Genomic DNA, 16,565 nt, shown 5'->3' on the forward strand with positions numbered 1-16,565 from the left:
ACAGGCGGTCTTCACAGGACAGGCGGTCTTCACAGGACAGGCGGTCTTCACAGGACAGGCGGTCTTCACAGGACAGGCGGTCTTCACAGGACAGGCGGTCTTCACAGGACAGGTGGTCTTCACAGGACAGGTGGTCTTCACAGGACAGGTGGTTACGACAAGTGGTTGTGGCCAACCGGCGATTTCCGTTGGCCCGGGTGACGGTCAGTCCGGCCTGGGCGGCGTCGAAGTCGTCGGCCAGACGGTGCACGGAGGCGTACTCGGCACGCGCCGGCTGCTCGGTCAGCCGCGGCTCGACCGGGTCCGGCCGCCCGACGGTGCCGATCAGCAGCGACCCGCCGGTGAACGCCGCTACCCCACGGCCGTCCTCCTCCAGAACGTAGGAGGTGTGGTGCGGTGTGTGACCGGGCGTGACCAGCGCCTGCAGTACCAGCCACTCGTCCAACTCCACGGTGTCCCCGTCGGCGACCGGGGTCCGGGCGAAGGACACCGAAACTCCGGCCGGAACGAGGTAGCGGGCTCCGCTGATCCGGCCGCGCTCCAGCCCGCCGGTGATGTAGTCGTTGTGCAGGTGGGTTTTCGCCACGTACGCGATCCGCGCCCCACGGCGGGCCCCGGCCGCGATGACCTGATCGATGTGAGACGCGGCTGGATGGCGTTTCCGATCACATCACCTCGAAGTCTGAGGGTGGCTCCGCCGCGCGGCTGGTCACGCCGGCCCGCCGTCATCCCGGCGGGCCGGCAGCGTCGGGCTCAGAGGCTGATGGAACGGGGTGAGCGGCGCGCAAGGATGGCCACATGAGCACCCAGGTGACTGACACCCCTACCGTAAACTCCATTGCACCACCACCCCGTTGGGCGATTTGGGCCGCGCACCTGACCGCTCTCGTCGTATTGCCGAGCGGACTTTGGCGGATCGCCCTGGTACTCGGATATACGGCCGGCTACCGAGACGCGAACTTCGCGGAATTCGAGACGCTCGGCGCGAAGATCTGGATGCTGACACTGAGCGTGGTCTGCGAACTCCTGGCATTCCTGACGATCGGTCTGGTGCGGCCGTGGGGCGAGGTCGCGCCGCGCTGGATACCGCTGATCGGTGGGCGCTCCGTCCGGCCGATGGCCGCCGTCGTCCCGGCCGCCTTGGGAGCCGCGGCACTGACCTGGCTGTGGTCCGATATTCCCTGGTGGTGGACGTATCCGCACGACGACATGACGGCGACCGGGAGCCTCGTGGTCGGCATTCTCTATCAACCGCTTTTTCTCTGGGGCCCGTTGCTGGCCGCCGTCACCGTCTCGTACTACCGCCGCCGCCGTCCCGTGCCCAGCCGCGGGATCGACTGACGGGCTGGGTTCGTCCGCCCGTCAATCTGCCGTCTGCCGTCTGCCGTTTCTGCGCATTTCTGCCCGTTTCTGTCGTCAATGCTGGCTCGCGTGGCCAAATGGGGATGCGTCTAGTACGCGCCCGGTACCTGGTCCCCAATGGCGCGCCGTCCACTGAAGATGCCCCAACGCAACTGTCGCTTGTGGGCGGCAGATACCCACAGCGGCAGATTGCCGAGCAGACGGTCGAGGTAGGCGGGGCTGATAACGCCCCGAAGCTCCGCTTGCCTCTTTGCCGTCTCGTCCGTCAAACGGACGTAGTGATTGGCCAGTTGGTCGCTGTGGTCGTCGAAATCGACGTGGTCCAGGCCGAGCTCGGTGAGCTGCCGTACGTAGAAGGACGGTGTCGCCAGCGCGTCCACGCCAAGGCGGGACACGGCCGGGCGAAGCGCGGCGGGAGGCGTGTCCTCGGCGGCCATGAGGTCGGTGAAGGCCAGCGCCCCTTCGGGCTTGAGGACCCGGACCGCCTCGCTCAGCACCCTCGCCCGGTCGTCGCTGTGACAGAAGGATTCCAGGGAGCACACGGCGTCGAAATGAGCGTCGGAATACGGCACGTCGTGGAAGGAGGCGGTGACGACCTCGATGAGGCCGTCCAGACCGCGCTCGACGTTGGTGTGGCGGTGGCGCTCGTTCTGGGCCGCGCTGAGGTTGAGCGCGACGACGCGGCAGCCGAAGCGGCCGGCCAGGTAGCGGGCGGTGCCGCCGTAGCCAGAACCGAGGTCGAGTACGAGCCGGCCGGGGCCGAGACCATCCTTGAGCCGGTCGCCGAGCCGGTCCGCCAGCCGTTCGACGGTCCGCCGGGAGGCGTCCGCAATCGGCTCCTGCGCATGGGCGTAGATCCCGGTATGGATGTCGTCGCCGCCCCACACGGCGTCGTAGAAGGCATCGACGTCGCTGGAGTCGTAGTACCGGCGTGTCGCGTCCTCTCCGGTGCCCGATGTGACGTCGTGGCCCGCTGGAACGTCGTGGTCCATGTTCAGGCTGATAGGCCCGTCATTCACGGTCATACGCCCGTCATCCGCCTTCATGGGCCCGTCAACGGCCTTCACAGGCCCGTCGTTCGCCTTCATACGCGCGTCGTGATCCATACGCACTTCCCTCGCTCGTGACCGTCGGTCGCCACATTGGGCCCTCGGCCAAGCCTCACCGCCCCGGAGCGGCCAGCATAGGGACAAATCGGCCAATAACCGATGGAATGCCTACGGCCAGCGGACGATGCCGCGCGGCGGGGACAGGGACAGGGACAGGGACAGCAGCAGATGGCCAGATGGCCCCGTCCCAGCCCGGGTACCTGGATCGGTCGAACGCCGCCCCCAGCGACCTCCGACCCCCGACCTCCGACCTCCGACCCTCGCCCCTCGCCACATCGCCCGCTCCCGCCACATACGGAACGTAGCGGTGCCCGGACCGGATTGTTCAGAGTGGAGCAGGACCCCGTCCCCCGCCGCCCCTAGCCTCACTGCAACATCACCAACGAGGGGCGGTACCGGTGAACTGGCACATCCACGACTACCGCGAGAACGATCTGGCTGAAGTGGTCCACCTGATCGACTCCACGGCCGAGCTCGGGCAGGAGTCGGTGTTCTCGCTCGCCGAATGCATCAGTGCGCTGAGCTCCCGGCAGCCCGCCGTGGTGGCCGTCCACCAGGGTGTTCCCATCGGGACGGCGCTCGCGTGCGTGGCGGGTGAACGGGGCTGGGTGATGCGTATCGCCATCTCTGCGGCCTGGCGCGGCCGGGGGCTGGCGAGTGCGTTGCTGGTGGAGCTGGAGCGGCGCCTGATCGCCGCCCGGGTGAGCCGTATCGCCTATGTGCTCCCTGAAGAGGATCTCCTCGGCGAAGGACTGCTCAATGCGGGCTATACGAGGCAGCCGGCCGTGGCCTACTTCGAGAAGGTCGAGCCGCACCACGGGCCGTCGGCGAGCCTCCTGGAGGACCTCGGCGGACGGTTCCTGCCCACCGACCTGTGGGCCAAGGTGGCCGGTATGGAGGCGGAGAAGGACCTGATCGAACGGCGTGTCGTGCTGCCCCTGGCGGAGCCGGAGCGAGCCGCCCGGCACGGGGTGCGGCCGCCGCGAGCGATCGCCCTGTTCGGTCCGCCCGGGACCGGGAAGACGACGTTCGCGCGGGGCATCGCCGCCAAGCTCGGCTGGCCGTTCGTCGAGCTGCTGCCGTCCCGGCTGGCCGACGAGGGCAACCTCGCGGCGGCGCTGCGCAGCGCGTTCGCCCGGATCGCGGAGCTGGAGCGGGTGCTCGTCTTCATCGACGAGGTCGAGGAGATCGCACCGGTCCGCACCGAGCCGGCGCAGCCCGGCGGGCTGCATGGGGTGACCAATGAACTGCTCAAGCTGATACCCGGGTTCCGGGAGCGGGACGAACGGCTGCTGGTCTGCGCGACCAACTCCATCCGTTCGCTCGACCCGGCGTTCCTGCGCCCCGGCCGGTTCGACTACCTGATCCCGATCGGTACGCCTGATACGGCTGCCCGGTCGGCGATCTGGTCCCGGTACACGGATGGCCGGGCCGATGTGGACGTTACGGCGCTGGTGGCGGCCAGCGAGCTGTTCACCCCGGCGGACATCGAGCACGCGGCCCGGATGGCCGCCCAAGTGTCGTTCGAGCGGGACCTGGAGTCGATCGGGGTCGGCGCGGGCGTCCAGGGACGGCTCGGGGCGAGCACCGAGGACTACCTCGCCGCCATCGCCCAGTGCCGGCCGACCGTCACGCCCGCGATGATCGACGAGTTCGGCGCGGACATCACCGCCCACGCGCGCTGCTGAGGGAGCGGATGCCCTGGCGAAGTGACAGCTCCTGCCCCTGCCCCTGCCGATCGTACGTGTGTAGGGCAGGAGGCTCGTGAGTCGTCGGCGGTGGCTCGGCCGGTGAGGGCCGGCATCGGGTGGCGGGCGGCGCGGGATGCTCGTGCCACGGCCGTCCGTCCGTCCGTCCGCAGGCAGGCAGGTAGGCAGGCAGGCAGGCCACGACACGGCACGACACGACACGCAGAATTTCTCGCTGGAGCGCCACGCATCCCAGTAAGCCAATCTGTCTATGCTGCGTCACAACTCCACCGGCCCTTTTCGTCGACGTCCGTAGCAATGACACCAAAGGCTGCACGTGGACGATCCAATGCATGCACATAGCGTCATTCCGGCAATGGCCGCACAGGCTGTTTCCGGCATGTGCCCAGGAAAGGCAACGGCAAGGCAATGGCTATGACGGACAATGACCTGGGAAGCCTGCTTGGTGATCTGCTCGGCGGTGAACAGGGCAGACCGAGCGGACAAAGTCGAGAGGCCGGCAATCTTCTGGCCTCGCTCCTCCACACGATCGGCAGCGACGGCGGCGGAAATCCCCTCAGCGGTCTGCTTCAACAGCTCCATGACGGCGGTCTCGGCGAGAAATCGCAATCCTGGGTGGGCGCCGGTCAGAATCAGTCCATCAGCGGCGTAGAACTCGCGCAGGCCCTGCCGTACCAGGCCCTCGACCACGTTGCGCAGCAGGCGGGAATCTCTCCCGAGCACGCCGCCGACCAGCTCGCCCAAGTACTTCCGGAGACCGTGGACAAACTCACCCCTCACGGTGAGGTGCCCCAGGTCTCCCTGGAAGACCTGCTCAGGCGGCAGTAACAAGATGCCCGGACCACAGGCTTCAAGCCTCGGCTGTCGTCGGTGTTGGGGGCGGAGTCGCCCAGCGAGAGCGGCAGCCCGTTGCGGCTACCGAAGATAAGCCAGGGTCGCGGGCGCGTAGCCGAACTGTGCGGGCACGTTCACGCCCAGCGTGCGGGCCATGGGCACCATGACCGCAACGTGATGGACGGCGTGATGGGAGACGAACAGCAACTCCCGCCCCGCGGTGGAGCGGGTGCAGGCGACAGAACCGTCCGGGTCGACGACGCTGATCACCTCCACCGGACGGTCGAGGGGTCGCGATGCGAGGCCGCGCACCTTCGACCGGACCTCCCCGAGCCGGGCGAGCGCGACGCTCCGGTCCGTTTCCAGTGCGGTGCCCCGTACCCGCCGGTCGTATTCGACCGTTCCGCTGTCGACCCCCACCAGAATCGCGGTGTAGTGGTCCACGCAGTGGCGTACGTGGCCACCGATACTGCTGGCTCCTTCGCACGACCGGTGCGCGTACTGCGCGTCGGTGAGCATGCCGACCAATTCCTGCACCTGATGCAGCGGCTCAGCGGCGCAGTCCGTCACCGTGACAATCTGCTCTGTCAATTGGCAGGCTCGCTTTCCGAGTTACGGGTCACATTCACCTTTGCACCCGGCGCCAGCCCGTACCGCCGAGTGCTCGGCGTTCAGCCGTCGACGTTCCCCAACTGGTGATGCCGCATCAGCTCCAGCATCACCCGATATCCGGTCCGTCCCTGAGCCGGGACCGACCACACCACCGTATCGGGCGCTTCCGCGCACTCGCCTCGCCCGGGTGACGGAACGTCACCCGAAGGGGCGCATCCGGAGCACGGACCGGCAGAAGTGTCAGAGAGTGCGGTACACGCCCACCGATTCGGGAGCCGTAAAAGCCGTGATCGGCTTGCAGCGCCACCGTCCCGAGCAATGGTCATCGCCAGAGTCCAGTCCCAGTCCCCATCACTCCCCTTTCCCCTTCCTCCACCCGCCTCAAGGCCCGCCTCAAGGGGTACGGCGCTTCAACCGTCCCTCGTAGGGCGGCTGGTGCTGACGGCCAGCAGTTGCCGCGAGGCGAGTGTGTGGGGATGGCGAGAGCCAAGGGTGTACTCGCGGGCGGGGATCAGCGTGCGCAGCATCGCGGCGGCTTCGTTCGGGCGGCCCGCGGCACTTGTCCATCGGGCCAGTTGATGCCAGGTTTCCAGCGTCCGGTGGTGGCGTAGTCCTTGAACCTGGCGTCGGAGCTCAAGGAGTTCCCGCAGGCTCGCCACCGCCTCGTCGATGCCGCCCGTCTCACCGGTCCAACGGGCGAGTTCATGCCGGGTGGACAGGGTGTGCGGATGCTCGACGCCGAGCACGTCTTGGCGGGTGGGGAGCAGGTCCTGGAGCAGGTCGCGGGCTTCGCGGGGATGTCCGGCCTCACCGGTCCAACGGGCAGCTTCGTGTCGCGTCCTCATGGTTCCCGGATCGTGCGGCCCCGCGATCCCGTGACGTACCGTAAGCAGTTCCCGCAGCATGGAGACGGCCCGGTCAGGATCGCCCGCCGCCCCGATCAGGACCGCCGCCCCATTGCGGGTGACGAGTGTGTCCGGATGCTCCGGGCCGAGTACGCGTTCCTGACCGTCCAGTGCCGCGAGGCGCAGCCGGGCGCCCTCGGCCGGATCTCCGCTCTCACCGACAAAGTAGCCGAGGCTGTCCAGGGTGTAGAGGGTGTCGGGATGCTCGTTGCCCTGGATCCGCTCGCGCGTCCCCAGCAGGTCGCCAAGGATGGCGACCGCCTCCGCCAGGCGTCCGGCGTCGCCGATCCACAGGCCCAGCGCGTCGCGCACGGCCAGGGTCTCCTCGTGCTCCGCCCCCAGTGCCAGCTCGTAGAGGGGTAAGAGGCCTTCGAACAGGGCGGCAGCGGCGCGGTGATCACCGCTCTTGCCCACAAGTTGCGCGTTCTTTCGCCGTCGACGAAGGTCGTCGAGCCCAGCACCAGCGGTTTCCTGCCCTCGCATCGTGGTAAAGCCTCCTTCGCAGCCGCCGTCAGCGCGGTTTCCCCGCTCGCGTCCCCGCTTCCCTCCGTGCGCGATACAGATACCCGGCGGCCGTACGCCCCGAAGCATCGAGAGCTCTGTGAGAGCGCAAGAAGAAAGCACAGGGCGAAAGCACAGGGCGAAAGCACAGGACGCCATCGATACGCGCCACGGATCGGCGTCGGCCTGACGTCCAACTGGCAGCCCACGCGCTTACCACTGGTCCCAACTGCCCTGCACCTGGATGCTGTTACCCACTGTCACCGAACCGGGCCGCGAAGCGCGGGCAACGGCAGCAACCGATATCGCCGCCCCACCGACGTCCCTGATGCCGTCCGTACAGTGGTCCGCGCTTTGGAGCAGACGCTCAGGTGCTTCGAGAGTTCCTACGGATACCCACCAGGCGACAACAGGGTGACCCTGGCCGGCGAAGAAAGCCGAGCCAGCCGCGTATTCGGGAGCGATCTTCTCCGCAGACCACCGGCCGCGTACGGCCCGTACCTGGTCACGCTGCATTGGCACCCAGTGACAGGGAGGTCTTTCGGGGCGGGGTTATGCGTTCGGTGACCTTTTCGGGTGGCACCCGGTGCCACCCGAAAAGGTCAGCCTCCACCGCTGGGGCTGGGAGCTCTGCTGGACGTGGGGCGGCGGGCGGCGCCGGTGCGTGCGCGCAGGCATAAAACAGTCCCCGGTAGTCCGCATCGTCGCCATCTACCTCAGTCGTCGCCGAGGCTCCGGTTTCGAGGGGCTTCCGGGGGCCTAGCCAGAGCCAGACCAAGGGTCTCTTGCCGACAGACGTCTCTATCAGCGGTGTGGCTCTCCGGTTGTCTGGTGTATTCACCATTTTCCTCCCGTTTTCGCCACAGTCAAGTGTTTCTTCACAGTCAAGTGTTTCTTCGGGGAACCGACGCGTGGCAGGCCAAGCTCGACACAAATGGCGGATGGACGGCTCGGCCAGCAGTTCGCCGGGTCCGCTCGCGCCACAAAGCGGCGGCGCACCCGCCTTCAAGCAGCTCATCGCCACACTTCGAGCCCCACGAACCACCAATCGCGCTGCCCCGGGCCCTGGCGCTCCTCGGCGGATTGGACCATTGCGGGAGCTGAATCATCGGCCGCGGTCCGAGCCGGATGCTCGGTGATCATGGCTCCCGGTTGCCGTCCCTCGCACGAGTGAACACTCGGCGGCATGTGCATGTACCGAGTCTCCGGGCGCCAAATTCCTTCGTGGATCGCCCCGATAGGCGATCCACAAAGAAGCAAAGAAACACGAAGAAGAGATAGAGACACCAAGAAGAAAGGGAATCTCCCTCATGCTCACATCGCAGCGCACCGCTTGGGCCGCATCCGCCGTCCTGGCCGGGCTGGTTCTGGCAACTGCTCCCACCGTCACCGCATCCGCCGCCCCCACCACCGCGCCAGCAGCATCCATCAAAGCTGCCGCGCACGCTTCGTGTGGCTACTACGAAGGCACGCGAACCACCCTGAGGGGAGATAACAGCGACCGCGTCCGCGAAGTGCAGTGCCTCATCAATCGCTGGCAAGGAAACGACCCCCTCGAAATCGACGGCAACTTCGGTCCCCGCACTGAAAGCTGGGTCGTCTATTTCCAGGACGTCAAAGGCCTCAGGGTGGACGGCGGTGTCGGGCCGCAGAGCTGGGATGCCCTGCGCGGGGTCTGACGCACGCAGCACAGTGGCTCGATCCGTCCACGGCTCCGCGCGAAGAGGGGGTGATCCTGCATTTCGCGCGGGGCCTTGGACTCGATCGGCGTGACAAGGGCGGACGACCACTTGCCGGCTGGGCGGCCATAGCGCCGCTGCCCAGCCATGCGCTTCTCGGCGGTCGCCGTTCTGGCGCCGGGCGCCCTTGGGTACCTGCGTGCGTGAGAACCTGCGCCCTCGGCGGGGCCGGTGGTCGGTGTGCAATCCTGACGCGATGCCGTGCGATTGGGTGCGTGCTTGCGGGTGAAGCCTGTCGCCAGCCGGGCGGGCATACGGTTAGAACACAACACTGAAACACAGCTATATAGCTGTGACAGACCCTTTTGACGTGGCGATGTTGATGCTCGCCCGCTTAGCCGTACCGAGTGCGGAAAGCAAGGGCGAGGGCGCAAGGTCCGAGCCACCGTCCGTGCGCCACCTCGCTTCGGAGGAAGAAGACCTGACCGGCATTACGGTGGCATCGCGTGCAGACGCTCCTGAAAGGATCTGACGCGAGGGTTTCTCCGGTAGGGGGCGAGTCTCTGGATCAAACGGGGCAGCGCACCATGCACGGACCCTGTGGCGAGCTGTTCGTAGTGCTCCAGAAAGCGGAAACAGCTCCCAACGGCTGCCTCCACTTCGTTTGTGTCCAGCAGAGTATGAGCGAGCTGGGCATGCAGCAGCGCACGGGCCTTGTGATGATCGGCGGGCCTGCTGCCCAAGGAGCATTCCAGTTCGGCTGCCGCAGCCTTGTGGTCTCCCAGAAGCGAAAGCACCTCCGCCCGCTGGTAGCGCAGAGCGCTTTGCGGATAACTCGTGAAAGGGCCTTCCGGTCCCGTTGCCTGTGCGAGATGTTTTTCGGCTGCCGCGAGATCCGCGGACGACGCGCGCCTCTGGCCGACGCCGGCATGGACAACGGCACGTCCTGCGTGGAGAAAGGCACGGGTGGCATGCGGAACGGCTGAGCCTGCGACGCTCAGTGCTGCCTCTCCGAGAGCGACGGCCTGGCGATGGTCGCCGAGCCGGCGAGCCTGCATGCTCAAGCAGCGGAGGGCGATCGCGTAGGCACCGCGCTCCTCGGCCGCGTGGGCGAGTTCAAGGGCGACGTGGTAGTAGTGCTGCGCCAGGGCGGGGTGGCCGACATCGGACGTCATGGCCGCGAGCAGCAGCGTCAGGTGGGCGGCGCCGGTAAGGAGGGCGCGCCGGACCTCCGGGCGGGCGGGTGCGGTGAGCAGCGGCACCACATCCTCGGAGAGGTACAGGGCCAGCGCTGATCTGCCGTGGGCACCGCCGTATTTCTCCCCCATCAGGGCGAGGATCGATGCCGTGGTCTCCAGCCGTGCCGCGTCCGCGGAGGACGCCTGCCGTCCGTTGCCGATGGTCTGCGGCACGGTCTGGGATCGCTTTTCCCAGACGGTGAGTATGGGCGGCAGCGCGGAATGGACCGAGCGGGCCAGGAGCGCATGGCGGGTGGGGTCGATGTCCGCCCGGCACAGGGCGGTGAGCCGCCTGACCGGATCGTTGCGCTTCAGGATGGCCATCACCGCATCACCGGCCTCCTCCGGCTCGTCGAACCCTGTGTCCGCGGTCGTCAGCGTGCGGCCGATGCGGCGGCTCAGTGCCTGCCTCACCAGATCGGCGACCGGCGGCCGGGGGCGTGATCCGTTGAGCCAGTGCGCCACGGACGTCCGGTCGTAGCGCAGTTGCAGTCCATGAGCCGTTCCCAGAGCATTGACGGCGCGGGAGAGGTCGGCGGCAGACCAGGCGGCTTCGACCAGCAGAGCCGCGAGCAATCGATTCGGGCTCTTACGCGTCATGATCTTTCTTCTCCCTCAGGAGGTGACCTCGCGTCACGGCGCGAGTTCTTTCAACGCGTTCACGCTTTCCCTCTATGGAGCGCGTTCCAACTCGGCTCGATTCATGGTTCCGTTAGTGGGCGGCCGTTGGCTACACCGCCGCGACCGCACGGCCGGTTTCCGGCCACAGGTCGGCTTACGTGCTGGGCAATTCCGTTGGTGCCTCTGTTGTGGCGTACCCGGCACGACTGCCTCGTTTCCGGTGAGGCCGGCACGGTCGTCGCGTTTCGTGCGGGGCGTCATGGTCGTGCGTTTCGTACGCGTCGGTCATGGTCGTGCGTGCGTTTCGCGTGAGATCGTCACGGCTGTTGCAGACTCCGAATCGTGGGCAGTCAGCGCATCCCGACTCGTGACCACCATACGTAACAGCAGCAGCACCAGGCACGGCAGACTGCAGGTAAGAAATGGCCTGCCATCGACTTCGTGCATTGCATATTCTCGCAGGAGCAGTTGGTGCCACCGTCACGTCGTCGCAACGAGAATCTACGGGCCTTGCTTGCGGAGGCCCGATGGACGCAGGCCGCGCTCGCCCGGTCGGTGAATTCGCTCGCCGCGGAGATAGACCTGGATCTGAACTACGACCGTACCGCCGTGGCTCATTGGCTGAGCGGTACCCAGCCGGCGCCGCCGGTGCCCGGTCTGATCGCGGAAGCTCTCAGTCGGCGCCTCGGGCGCGCCATCTCGCCGAGTGCCGCGGGGCTCGAATACACGGCAGCGGCACCGGCGGGTCGACGTTCCCCCGAGCAGGGTTCCGCTGCCGAAGCCGCTCTCGCAGATTTGTGCAGTGCGGAGCGTGACCCCGCACGTGGTGTGTCGGCGCGACTCCTGCCGTATCGGGAGGCGGATCTCGCGGTATTGATGGCCGAGCCCGAGTCGCAGACGTGGGGGCCGAACCGCCTTGCACAGCACGGGAGGGACGAAGATGAGCTCAGCATCGTTCGTTTTGCCGTGCGGTTCTATTCGGCCTCTTTCGATGCGCACGGCGGCAGGAGTGCTCGGTCGGCACTGGCCACATACCTCACGGACGATATAGCTCCGCGGTTGCGTGCGGCGGGAAGCCAAGGGGTGCACCGCAGCTTGCTGGTGGAAGCGTCTCGGCTTTCCTTTCTGCTCGCGCGGATGTACCAGGACGCATCCGTCCACGGTCTCGCCCAACGTCACTTCACTACCGCCCTGCAACTCGCCGCCGATTCCGGGGACGTTACGGCCTGGGCCGTCGTCCTGCGAGGACTGAGCGCTCAAGGACTCGCGTTGGGCCACCGTCGCATCGCGCTGCATGCTGCCGAAGCCGCCGTGGAGAGCACCCGTACAGCGGACGGAGCCGCACGGGCATTTCTCCTTTCCCAACTCGCGGTGTCACAGGCCGCCTGCGGTTTCCGTCATGAGGCAATCGAGTCTCTCAGCCTTGCTGGGCGTGCCCTTGAAGCGGGTGAGCAGACCTCTCGTGGGCCGGGGCCGTTCGACTCCTATTCCCATGCGGCACTTGAGTATCAGAGTGCCGAGGCGCTGAGATATGCAGGGGATCTGTCGGCGGCGTGCGCCGCCTTGAACCGCTCGCTGGCACGGCGGCCTGACGATGACCACCGGGGCCTGGCCCTGAGTTATGCGCAGAATGCTGAAATCCTGGTCGGCGTCGGTCATGTCGAGGAGGCATGCACCTCCTGGAGTTCGTTTCTCGACCACTACTACTTCTTGAGGTCGGGTGCGGCGGACCTCGCGGTGATTCGGCTACGGATGCTTCTCGCCCCGTTTCGGCAACTCCCAGCGGTGGCAGGAGTTCTGAGACGTACGTCCGCAATGACGTTCGCAATGCCACATCCCTGAACCAGGACATCCGCATTGCCATGTGCCTGCACCACGTGGTCTGCGGATATCCACCTTTCACACCTTTCAACAGCTTCGAGCACGACGAACCGACCATCGGCATAGCAACCGTTGTTCAATCAATGGAATGAAGCAGCCGAGAGGAGCGGTCGGATGAGCATTTCCCCCGTAGCTCCATGGATGGACGGTGATCCTTCGCCACGCTTGATCGTCCACCTCTTTCCAGGCCAGGGTGACTTTTCCGTCAGCCCGCTGGTCCGGGCTGCTCGCTCTCATCAGCCCGTACGCAAGGCCATCGCCGAGGTATTCGAGCAGGCGGACGAGGTGGGCGGCGAGTTCGGAATCGCGCCCCTGGCGAAGGCTCTGCTGAGCGACTCGCCTCCCAGCGGCCGTGATCTCGCCGCTGCGTGCGTCGGTACTCCACAGCTCGCCTTGTTCTGCTCCTCGGTGGCCATTCACCGCGCGCTGTGTGAGATCGGCCTGGCTCCCGACCAGGTGATAGGTGTGAGTTTCGGTGAGATCGCCGCACTCACCGCTGCCGGAGTTTTCCCTGTCGCCGACGGAGCCCGTATCGCCTGCCTTTTGGCACGTCAGCTGGCGCATTGCGCGGGCGGCATGATGCTGGTCGGCGCTGGGGAGAGCCGGACGCGTGCTCTGCTGTACGAGGCCAGGTTGCCGGATCTGGCTCTGGCCTGCGTGAACGATCCTGGAGAGACGGTCCTCAGCGGCCCGCTCCCCGCTCTGCGTGCCGTGGAGGAACGGGCCCGGCGGCAGGGGCTGCCGGCCACCCGGCTACGGCTGCCGTTCTCGTCCCATCATCCGGCGTTGACCGGCCCGGCTGAGGCGTTCGCGGCATCGATCCGCCAGATTCCCGCACGCCCCCCATGCGTCCCCGTTGTCTCCGCCGTCCACGGAGGCACCTACCGACACGACGACGACATCCACCGTGCACTGGCCAACTGCCTGGTCAGGCCCGCGCATTTACCCAAGGTGCTGCACCAATTGACCACCGGACGGACCGCCTTGCTCTTCGAGGCAGGCACCGGCTGCTCGCTGACCCGCAACGCACAGCACACCCTGCCGCCCGCCGCGGCACTGGCTTATGCGCCCCTCGCCGATCCCGGATTCCCCTGGCCGCACGCCGACGCGCCGACCACCCCGCGATCCGGCAATTCTCCCTTCCTCTCCCGGGGCGGTCCCGAATGACCACGCGCCTACCGCAGCGCGGTGAACTGGATGAAATCATCAATGGGACGGGCCCGGATGCTCTGCGCAGCCGTCTCATGACCGCCGTCCTGATGGATGAGGACGAACCACCGGCTGGGGACGAACGACCGACTCACCGCATCCACCGCCGGCTGCGCCGTCTCGCCCAAACCCTGCCCCCAGTACGCGAGTTGTTCCGCGACCCCCAGCAACTCGCGCTCCTCAGCGAGTGCGTCGCCGTGGCCGACCCGCCGCTGTATATGGCCGTCCTCTCCCACTACACGCTCTGTCTGGGTTCGATCGTCTCGCTGACCGACGACCCCACACGCCTCGGGCGTCAGTGGGAATCGCTGGAGAGCGCGCGTTCCAAGGGCGTCTTCATGGTGACGGAGATCGGGGATGCCAGTAGCCACCTGGGAATCCGCACGACCGCGGAATTCGATCCGTATACCCGGGAGTTCGTGCTCAGCACCCCTGATGCGCGGGCGGCCAAGTTCTCCAGCGTCGGTGCGGCACGGTCCCCCTGGGCGCCACAGACGGCCGTGGTGTGCGCACGCGTGCTGGCCGGCGGTGTCGACCGCGGGGTGTTCTCCTTCGTCGTGGACCTGAGCGATGAGCACGGTCCGGCGCCCGGGGTGGAGATCTCCAGCGGTATCGGGCTGTCGGCCCTTCCGCTGGACTACGCGCTGGTGCGCTTCAAGGGCGTACGACTGGGCTACGAGCAGTGGCTCCGCGACCGCGCGCACATCGATGAACGGGGCATGTTCCACGATCCGCTCGGCACTCCGGACGCACGGTTGCGGCGGACACTGTGCGTGGGGCAGGCCCTGTGGGCGACACTGCCCTCGGCGCTGGCCGCCATGGCGCGGGAGAGTTCCGTACAGGCGCTGCGCTTCTCCGCGCACCGCCGTGCCCACGGCCGTCTCGCCCCAGGGTCGAGGGTGCTGGCCTACCGGAACCAGCAGCACGCTCTGCTCGGCTGCCTGGCCGAGTCGTTCGCCCTCACCTGTGCCGGCCGGACGGCACGGGAGATCTGGACCCGGTCACTCGCCACGGCCGGCAGCCACACCCCGATGGCGGGGCGGCCGGACGGCATGGCCTTCACCCCGTGGACCGCCGTCGACCGGCCCCTCGCGGCCCTCAAAGCACTCGTCGCACGCAGCACCGCACGGATAGCCGCCGAGTGCCAGCACCGTTGCGGGGTCGCGGGCTTTCTGCACCCCAACCGGCTGGCCGGATACCACGGATTCGCCCATGCCTTCGAGAGCGCCGGCGGTGACAGCCAGCTGATCCTGCTGGACACCGGGCGGGCCCTCGCGGAGGAAGCCGACGGTGTCCGGGGCGGCACCGCGCTGCCGCCCGACGTGCCCGTGGACCATCCTGCGTGGTGGCTCGCCACCGCCAGGACGCAGGAGAGCCGGCTGGCGGGCGAGCTGCGCCGAGCCCTGGACGAGCGCACCCAGGCTGGGCTGACGGGCCTGGAGCTGTGGAATCCGCTGCTGGCTGCGGCAGCCGAGCTCGGCGAGTCCTATGCGAGTCGTCTGGTGGCGGAGAGCGTGGCCGGCGCCATCGCCGCGGTAAGCGATCCCGAACTGCTGGCGGTGCTCCGTCCCTTGGCGGCTCTGCACGGGGCGGTCGAAGCGCGGCGCCTTTCCGGACGGCTCATGGCCACGGGAGTGCTGAGCCCGTCCGCGGCGCGGGCGCTCCCCTCGGTGATGGACGGGCTGTGCGACCGCCTCATGCCGCATCTGCCACTGCTGGACGCGGTCATGAGCGCTCCGCACGGCGCGGCGCCCGTCCCGCTCGGCGCAAGCGACTACGCCGCAGCCCTGACCGATTTCCTCGACCGGCTAACGGAAAGGCCGTCATGAACTCCCCGACCGTCCCCTGTATCGGCGTACTGGGAATGGGCAGCTACCTGCCCCGTGCCACGCGAACCAACGCGGATGTCGCAGCCGCGGTGGGTGTCACACCGCAGTGGATCACCGAGCGTACGGGGGTGCACACCAGGCATGTGGCCGCCCCGGGAGAGGCCGCCTCCGATCTGGCGGCGGCCGCCGTGCGGGCGGCGGTTGCCGCGGCGGGCATCGACATCGACCAGCTGGACGTCCTGGTCGCCGCCACCTCCACCCCGGACGAGCTGGGCCCGTCCACCGCGTGCCGGATCCAGGCCCTGACCGGCGCCCGCAACGCGGTGGCGCTGGATGTCAGCGCGGCCTGCGCCGGCTGGTTGTTCGCGGCCCGGGTCGCCCACGACTGGCTCCGCGGTAGCTCCGGCGCGCGGTATGCGGCGGTTGTCGGCGTCGAGGCGTACTCGAAGTTCATCGACCCGACGGACCGGGGTACGGCCGTGCTCTTCGCCGACGGTGCGGCCGCCGCGGTGCTGGGCCCTGTGGCGGACAACCGCGGGTTCACCGACTTCCGACTCGGCTCCGACGGCACCGGCGCCCACCATGTCCTCATCCCCGCCGGGGGCAGCCGCGCGCCCGCGAGCGCGGCCACGCTCGGAGGCGGCAAGCACTTCATCCACATGGACGGCCGCGCGGTCCGCGATTTCATCGTGGAGATCTTTCCGCTGCTCGTCAGCGAGTGCCTGGTCCGCAACCGGCTCCGGCCGGCCGACATCGACGCGTTCATCACGCACCAGCCCAATCCCGTCCTGTTGCGCGGCCTCGGGGAGCGCATCGGTATCCCGTCGGAGCGTCTGGTGATCGTCGGGGACGAGGTGGGCAACATCGGTGCCGCGAGCGCTCCGTACGCGCTGGCCACCGCCGCCGCGCGCGGCCTGCTGCCCACCGGTGGCCGGATTCTCCTCGCCGTCTTCGGAGCGGGCGTGACCTGGGGCAGTGCGCTGCTGACCTGGACCGGAGCACCGTCCATTCGCATCGCTCCCACCCGCTCACGGCGCACTGCCGCGCCCCCTGCCCGCACCCCCGCCGCGTAAAGG

The 16,565-nt window shown here is 67.8% G+C and carries 12 protein-coding genes and 1 pseudogene; 8 read left to right on the forward strand and 5 right to left on the reverse strand.

Going from position 1 to position 16,565, the window contains the following annotated elements; genetic code table 11:
* Positions 1–229: 229 nt before the first annotated feature.
* A pseudogene (locus AB0I10_RS24235) lies at positions 230–637 on the reverse strand (MBL fold metallo-hydrolase); the annotation flags it as partial.
* A 161-nt stretch (positions 638–798) separates the two neighbouring features.
* Here AB0I10_RS24235 and AB0I10_RS24240 point away from each other — a divergent pair.
* The gene (locus tag AB0I10_RS24240; RefSeq protein ID WP_363154693.1) at positions 799–1,341 is read left to right on the forward strand and encodes a hypothetical protein; all 543 of its coding nucleotides are present in this window, start codon (positions 799–801) and stop codon (positions 1,339–1,341) included.
* A 110-nt stretch (positions 1,342–1,451) separates the two neighbouring features.
* Here the strand turns inward: AB0I10_RS24240 and AB0I10_RS24245 are convergent, their stop codons facing one another.
* A complete protein-coding gene (locus AB0I10_RS24245; protein WP_363154694.1) occupies positions 1,452–2,354 on the reverse strand; it encodes a methyltransferase domain-containing protein in 903 nt (300 codons plus the stop codon).
* A 515-nt stretch (positions 2,355–2,869) separates the two neighbouring features.
* On the opposite strand from AB0I10_RS24245, the gene AB0I10_RS24250 reads away from it, so the two are divergent.
* A complete protein-coding gene (locus AB0I10_RS24250) occupies positions 2,870–4,159 on the forward strand; it encodes a bifunctional GNAT family N-acetyltransferase/ATP-binding protein (protein ID WP_363154695.1) in 1,290 nt (429 codons plus the stop codon).
* 435 nt (positions 4,160–4,594) lie between these two features.
* Complete coding sequence (locus AB0I10_RS24255) at positions 4,595–5,008, forward strand: YidB family protein (protein ID WP_363154696.1); 414 nt, start codon at positions 4,595–4,597, stop codon at positions 5,006–5,008.
* An 87-nt stretch (positions 5,009–5,095) separates the two neighbouring features.
* Here AB0I10_RS24255 and AB0I10_RS24260 read toward each other — a convergent pair whose 3' ends face one another.
* Together AB0I10_RS24260 and AB0I10_RS24265 are read right to left on the reverse strand one after the other, a co-directional pair.
* On the reverse strand, positions 5,096–5,605 hold the full coding sequence (locus AB0I10_RS24260; RefSeq protein ID WP_363154697.1) for a DinB family protein: 510 nt from the start codon (positions 5,603–5,605) through the stop codon (positions 5,096–5,098).
* 431 nt (positions 5,606–6,036) lie between these two features.
* Positions 6,037–7,014, reverse strand: a complete 978-nt coding sequence (locus AB0I10_RS24265) for a tetratricopeptide repeat protein (RefSeq protein WP_363154698.1) — start codon at positions 7,012–7,014, stop codon at positions 6,037–6,039.
* Positions 7,015–8,342: 1,328 nt separating this feature from the next.
* Between AB0I10_RS24265 and AB0I10_RS24270 the strand changes: the two genes are divergently transcribed.
* Positions 8,343–8,711 (forward strand): peptidoglycan-binding domain-containing protein, encoded by a 369-nt coding sequence (locus AB0I10_RS24270; protein ID WP_363154699.1) that lies wholly within the window; start codon positions 8,343–8,345, stop codon positions 8,709–8,711.
* A 491-nt stretch (positions 8,712–9,202) separates the two neighbouring features.
* Here AB0I10_RS24270 and AB0I10_RS24275 read toward each other — a convergent pair whose 3' ends face one another.
* Positions 9,203–10,549, reverse strand: a complete 1,347-nt coding sequence (locus AB0I10_RS24275) for a hypothetical protein (RefSeq protein ID WP_363154700.1) — start codon at positions 10,547–10,549, stop codon at positions 9,203–9,205.
* A 531-nt stretch (positions 10,550–11,080) separates the two neighbouring features.
* Between AB0I10_RS24275 and AB0I10_RS24280 the strand changes: the two genes are divergently transcribed.
* From AB0I10_RS24280 to AB0I10_RS24295, 4 genes are all read left to right on the forward strand, one after another.
* Positions 11,081–12,412 carry a hypothetical protein gene (locus AB0I10_RS24280; RefSeq protein WP_363154701.1) on the forward strand — a complete coding sequence of 444 codons (1,332 nt, stop codon included), beginning with the start codon at positions 11,081–11,083 and terminating at the stop codon, positions 12,410–12,412.
* Between the two features lie 153 nt (positions 12,413–12,565).
* Positions 12,566–13,618 carry an acyltransferase domain-containing protein gene (locus tag AB0I10_RS24285; RefSeq protein ID WP_363154702.1) on the forward strand — a complete coding sequence of 351 codons (1,053 nt, stop codon included), beginning with the start codon at positions 12,566–12,568 and terminating at the stop codon, positions 13,616–13,618.
* Positions 13,615–15,489, forward strand: coding sequence for an acyl-CoA dehydrogenase (locus AB0I10_RS24290; RefSeq protein WP_363154703.1), 1,875 nt, complete (start codon positions 13,615–13,617; stop codon positions 15,487–15,489). The genes AB0I10_RS24285 and AB0I10_RS24290 overlap by 4 nt, the downstream gene beginning before the upstream one ends.
* Complete coding sequence (locus AB0I10_RS24295; RefSeq protein WP_363154704.1) at positions 15,486–16,562, forward strand: ketoacyl-ACP synthase III; 1,077 nt, start codon at positions 15,486–15,488, stop codon at positions 16,560–16,562. Before AB0I10_RS24290 ends, AB0I10_RS24295 begins: the two co-directional genes overlap by 4 nt.
* Positions 16,563–16,565: the final 3 nt, after the last annotated feature.

Origin of the sequence: Streptomyces sp. NPDC050636 (genome assembly GCF_040654775.1) — a bacterium.
Classification (GTDB): Bacteria; Actinomycetota; Actinomycetes; order Streptomycetales; family Streptomycetaceae; genus Streptomyces.

Bases quoted from the DNA above. Each gene is read 5' to 3' on its own strand.
- AB0I10_RS24245 (WP_363154694.1), bottom strand. From the start codon at position 2,354: ATGGACCACGACGTTCCAGCGGGCCACGACGTCACATCGGGCACCGGA.
- AB0I10_RS24290 (WP_363154703.1), top strand. From the start codon at position 13,615: ATGACCACGCGCCTACCGCAGCGCGGTGAACTGGATGAAATCATCAAT.
- AB0I10_RS24295 (WP_363154704.1), top strand. From the start codon at position 15,486: ATGAACTCCCCGACCGTCCCCTGTATCGGCGTACTGGGAATGGGCAGC.
- AB0I10_RS24270 (WP_363154699.1), top strand. From the start codon at position 8,343: ATGCTCACATCGCAGCGCACCGCTTGGGCCGCATCCGCCGTCCTGGCC.
- AB0I10_RS24265 (WP_363154698.1), bottom strand. From the start codon at position 7,014: ATGCGAGGGCAGGAAACCGCTGGTGCTGGGCTCGACGACCTTCGTCGA.
- AB0I10_RS24240 (WP_363154693.1), top strand. From the start codon at position 799: ATGAGCACCCAGGTGACTGACACCCCTACCGTAAACTCCATTGCACCA.
- AB0I10_RS24255 (WP_363154696.1), top strand. From the start codon at position 4,595: ATGACGGACAATGACCTGGGAAGCCTGCTTGGTGATCTGCTCGGCGGT.
- AB0I10_RS24275 (WP_363154700.1), bottom strand. From the start codon at position 10,549: ATGACGCGTAAGAGCCCGAATCGATTGCTCGCGGCTCTGCTGGTCGAA.
- AB0I10_RS24285 (WP_363154702.1), top strand. From the start codon at position 12,566: ATGAGCATTTCCCCCGTAGCTCCATGGATGGACGGTGATCCTTCGCCA.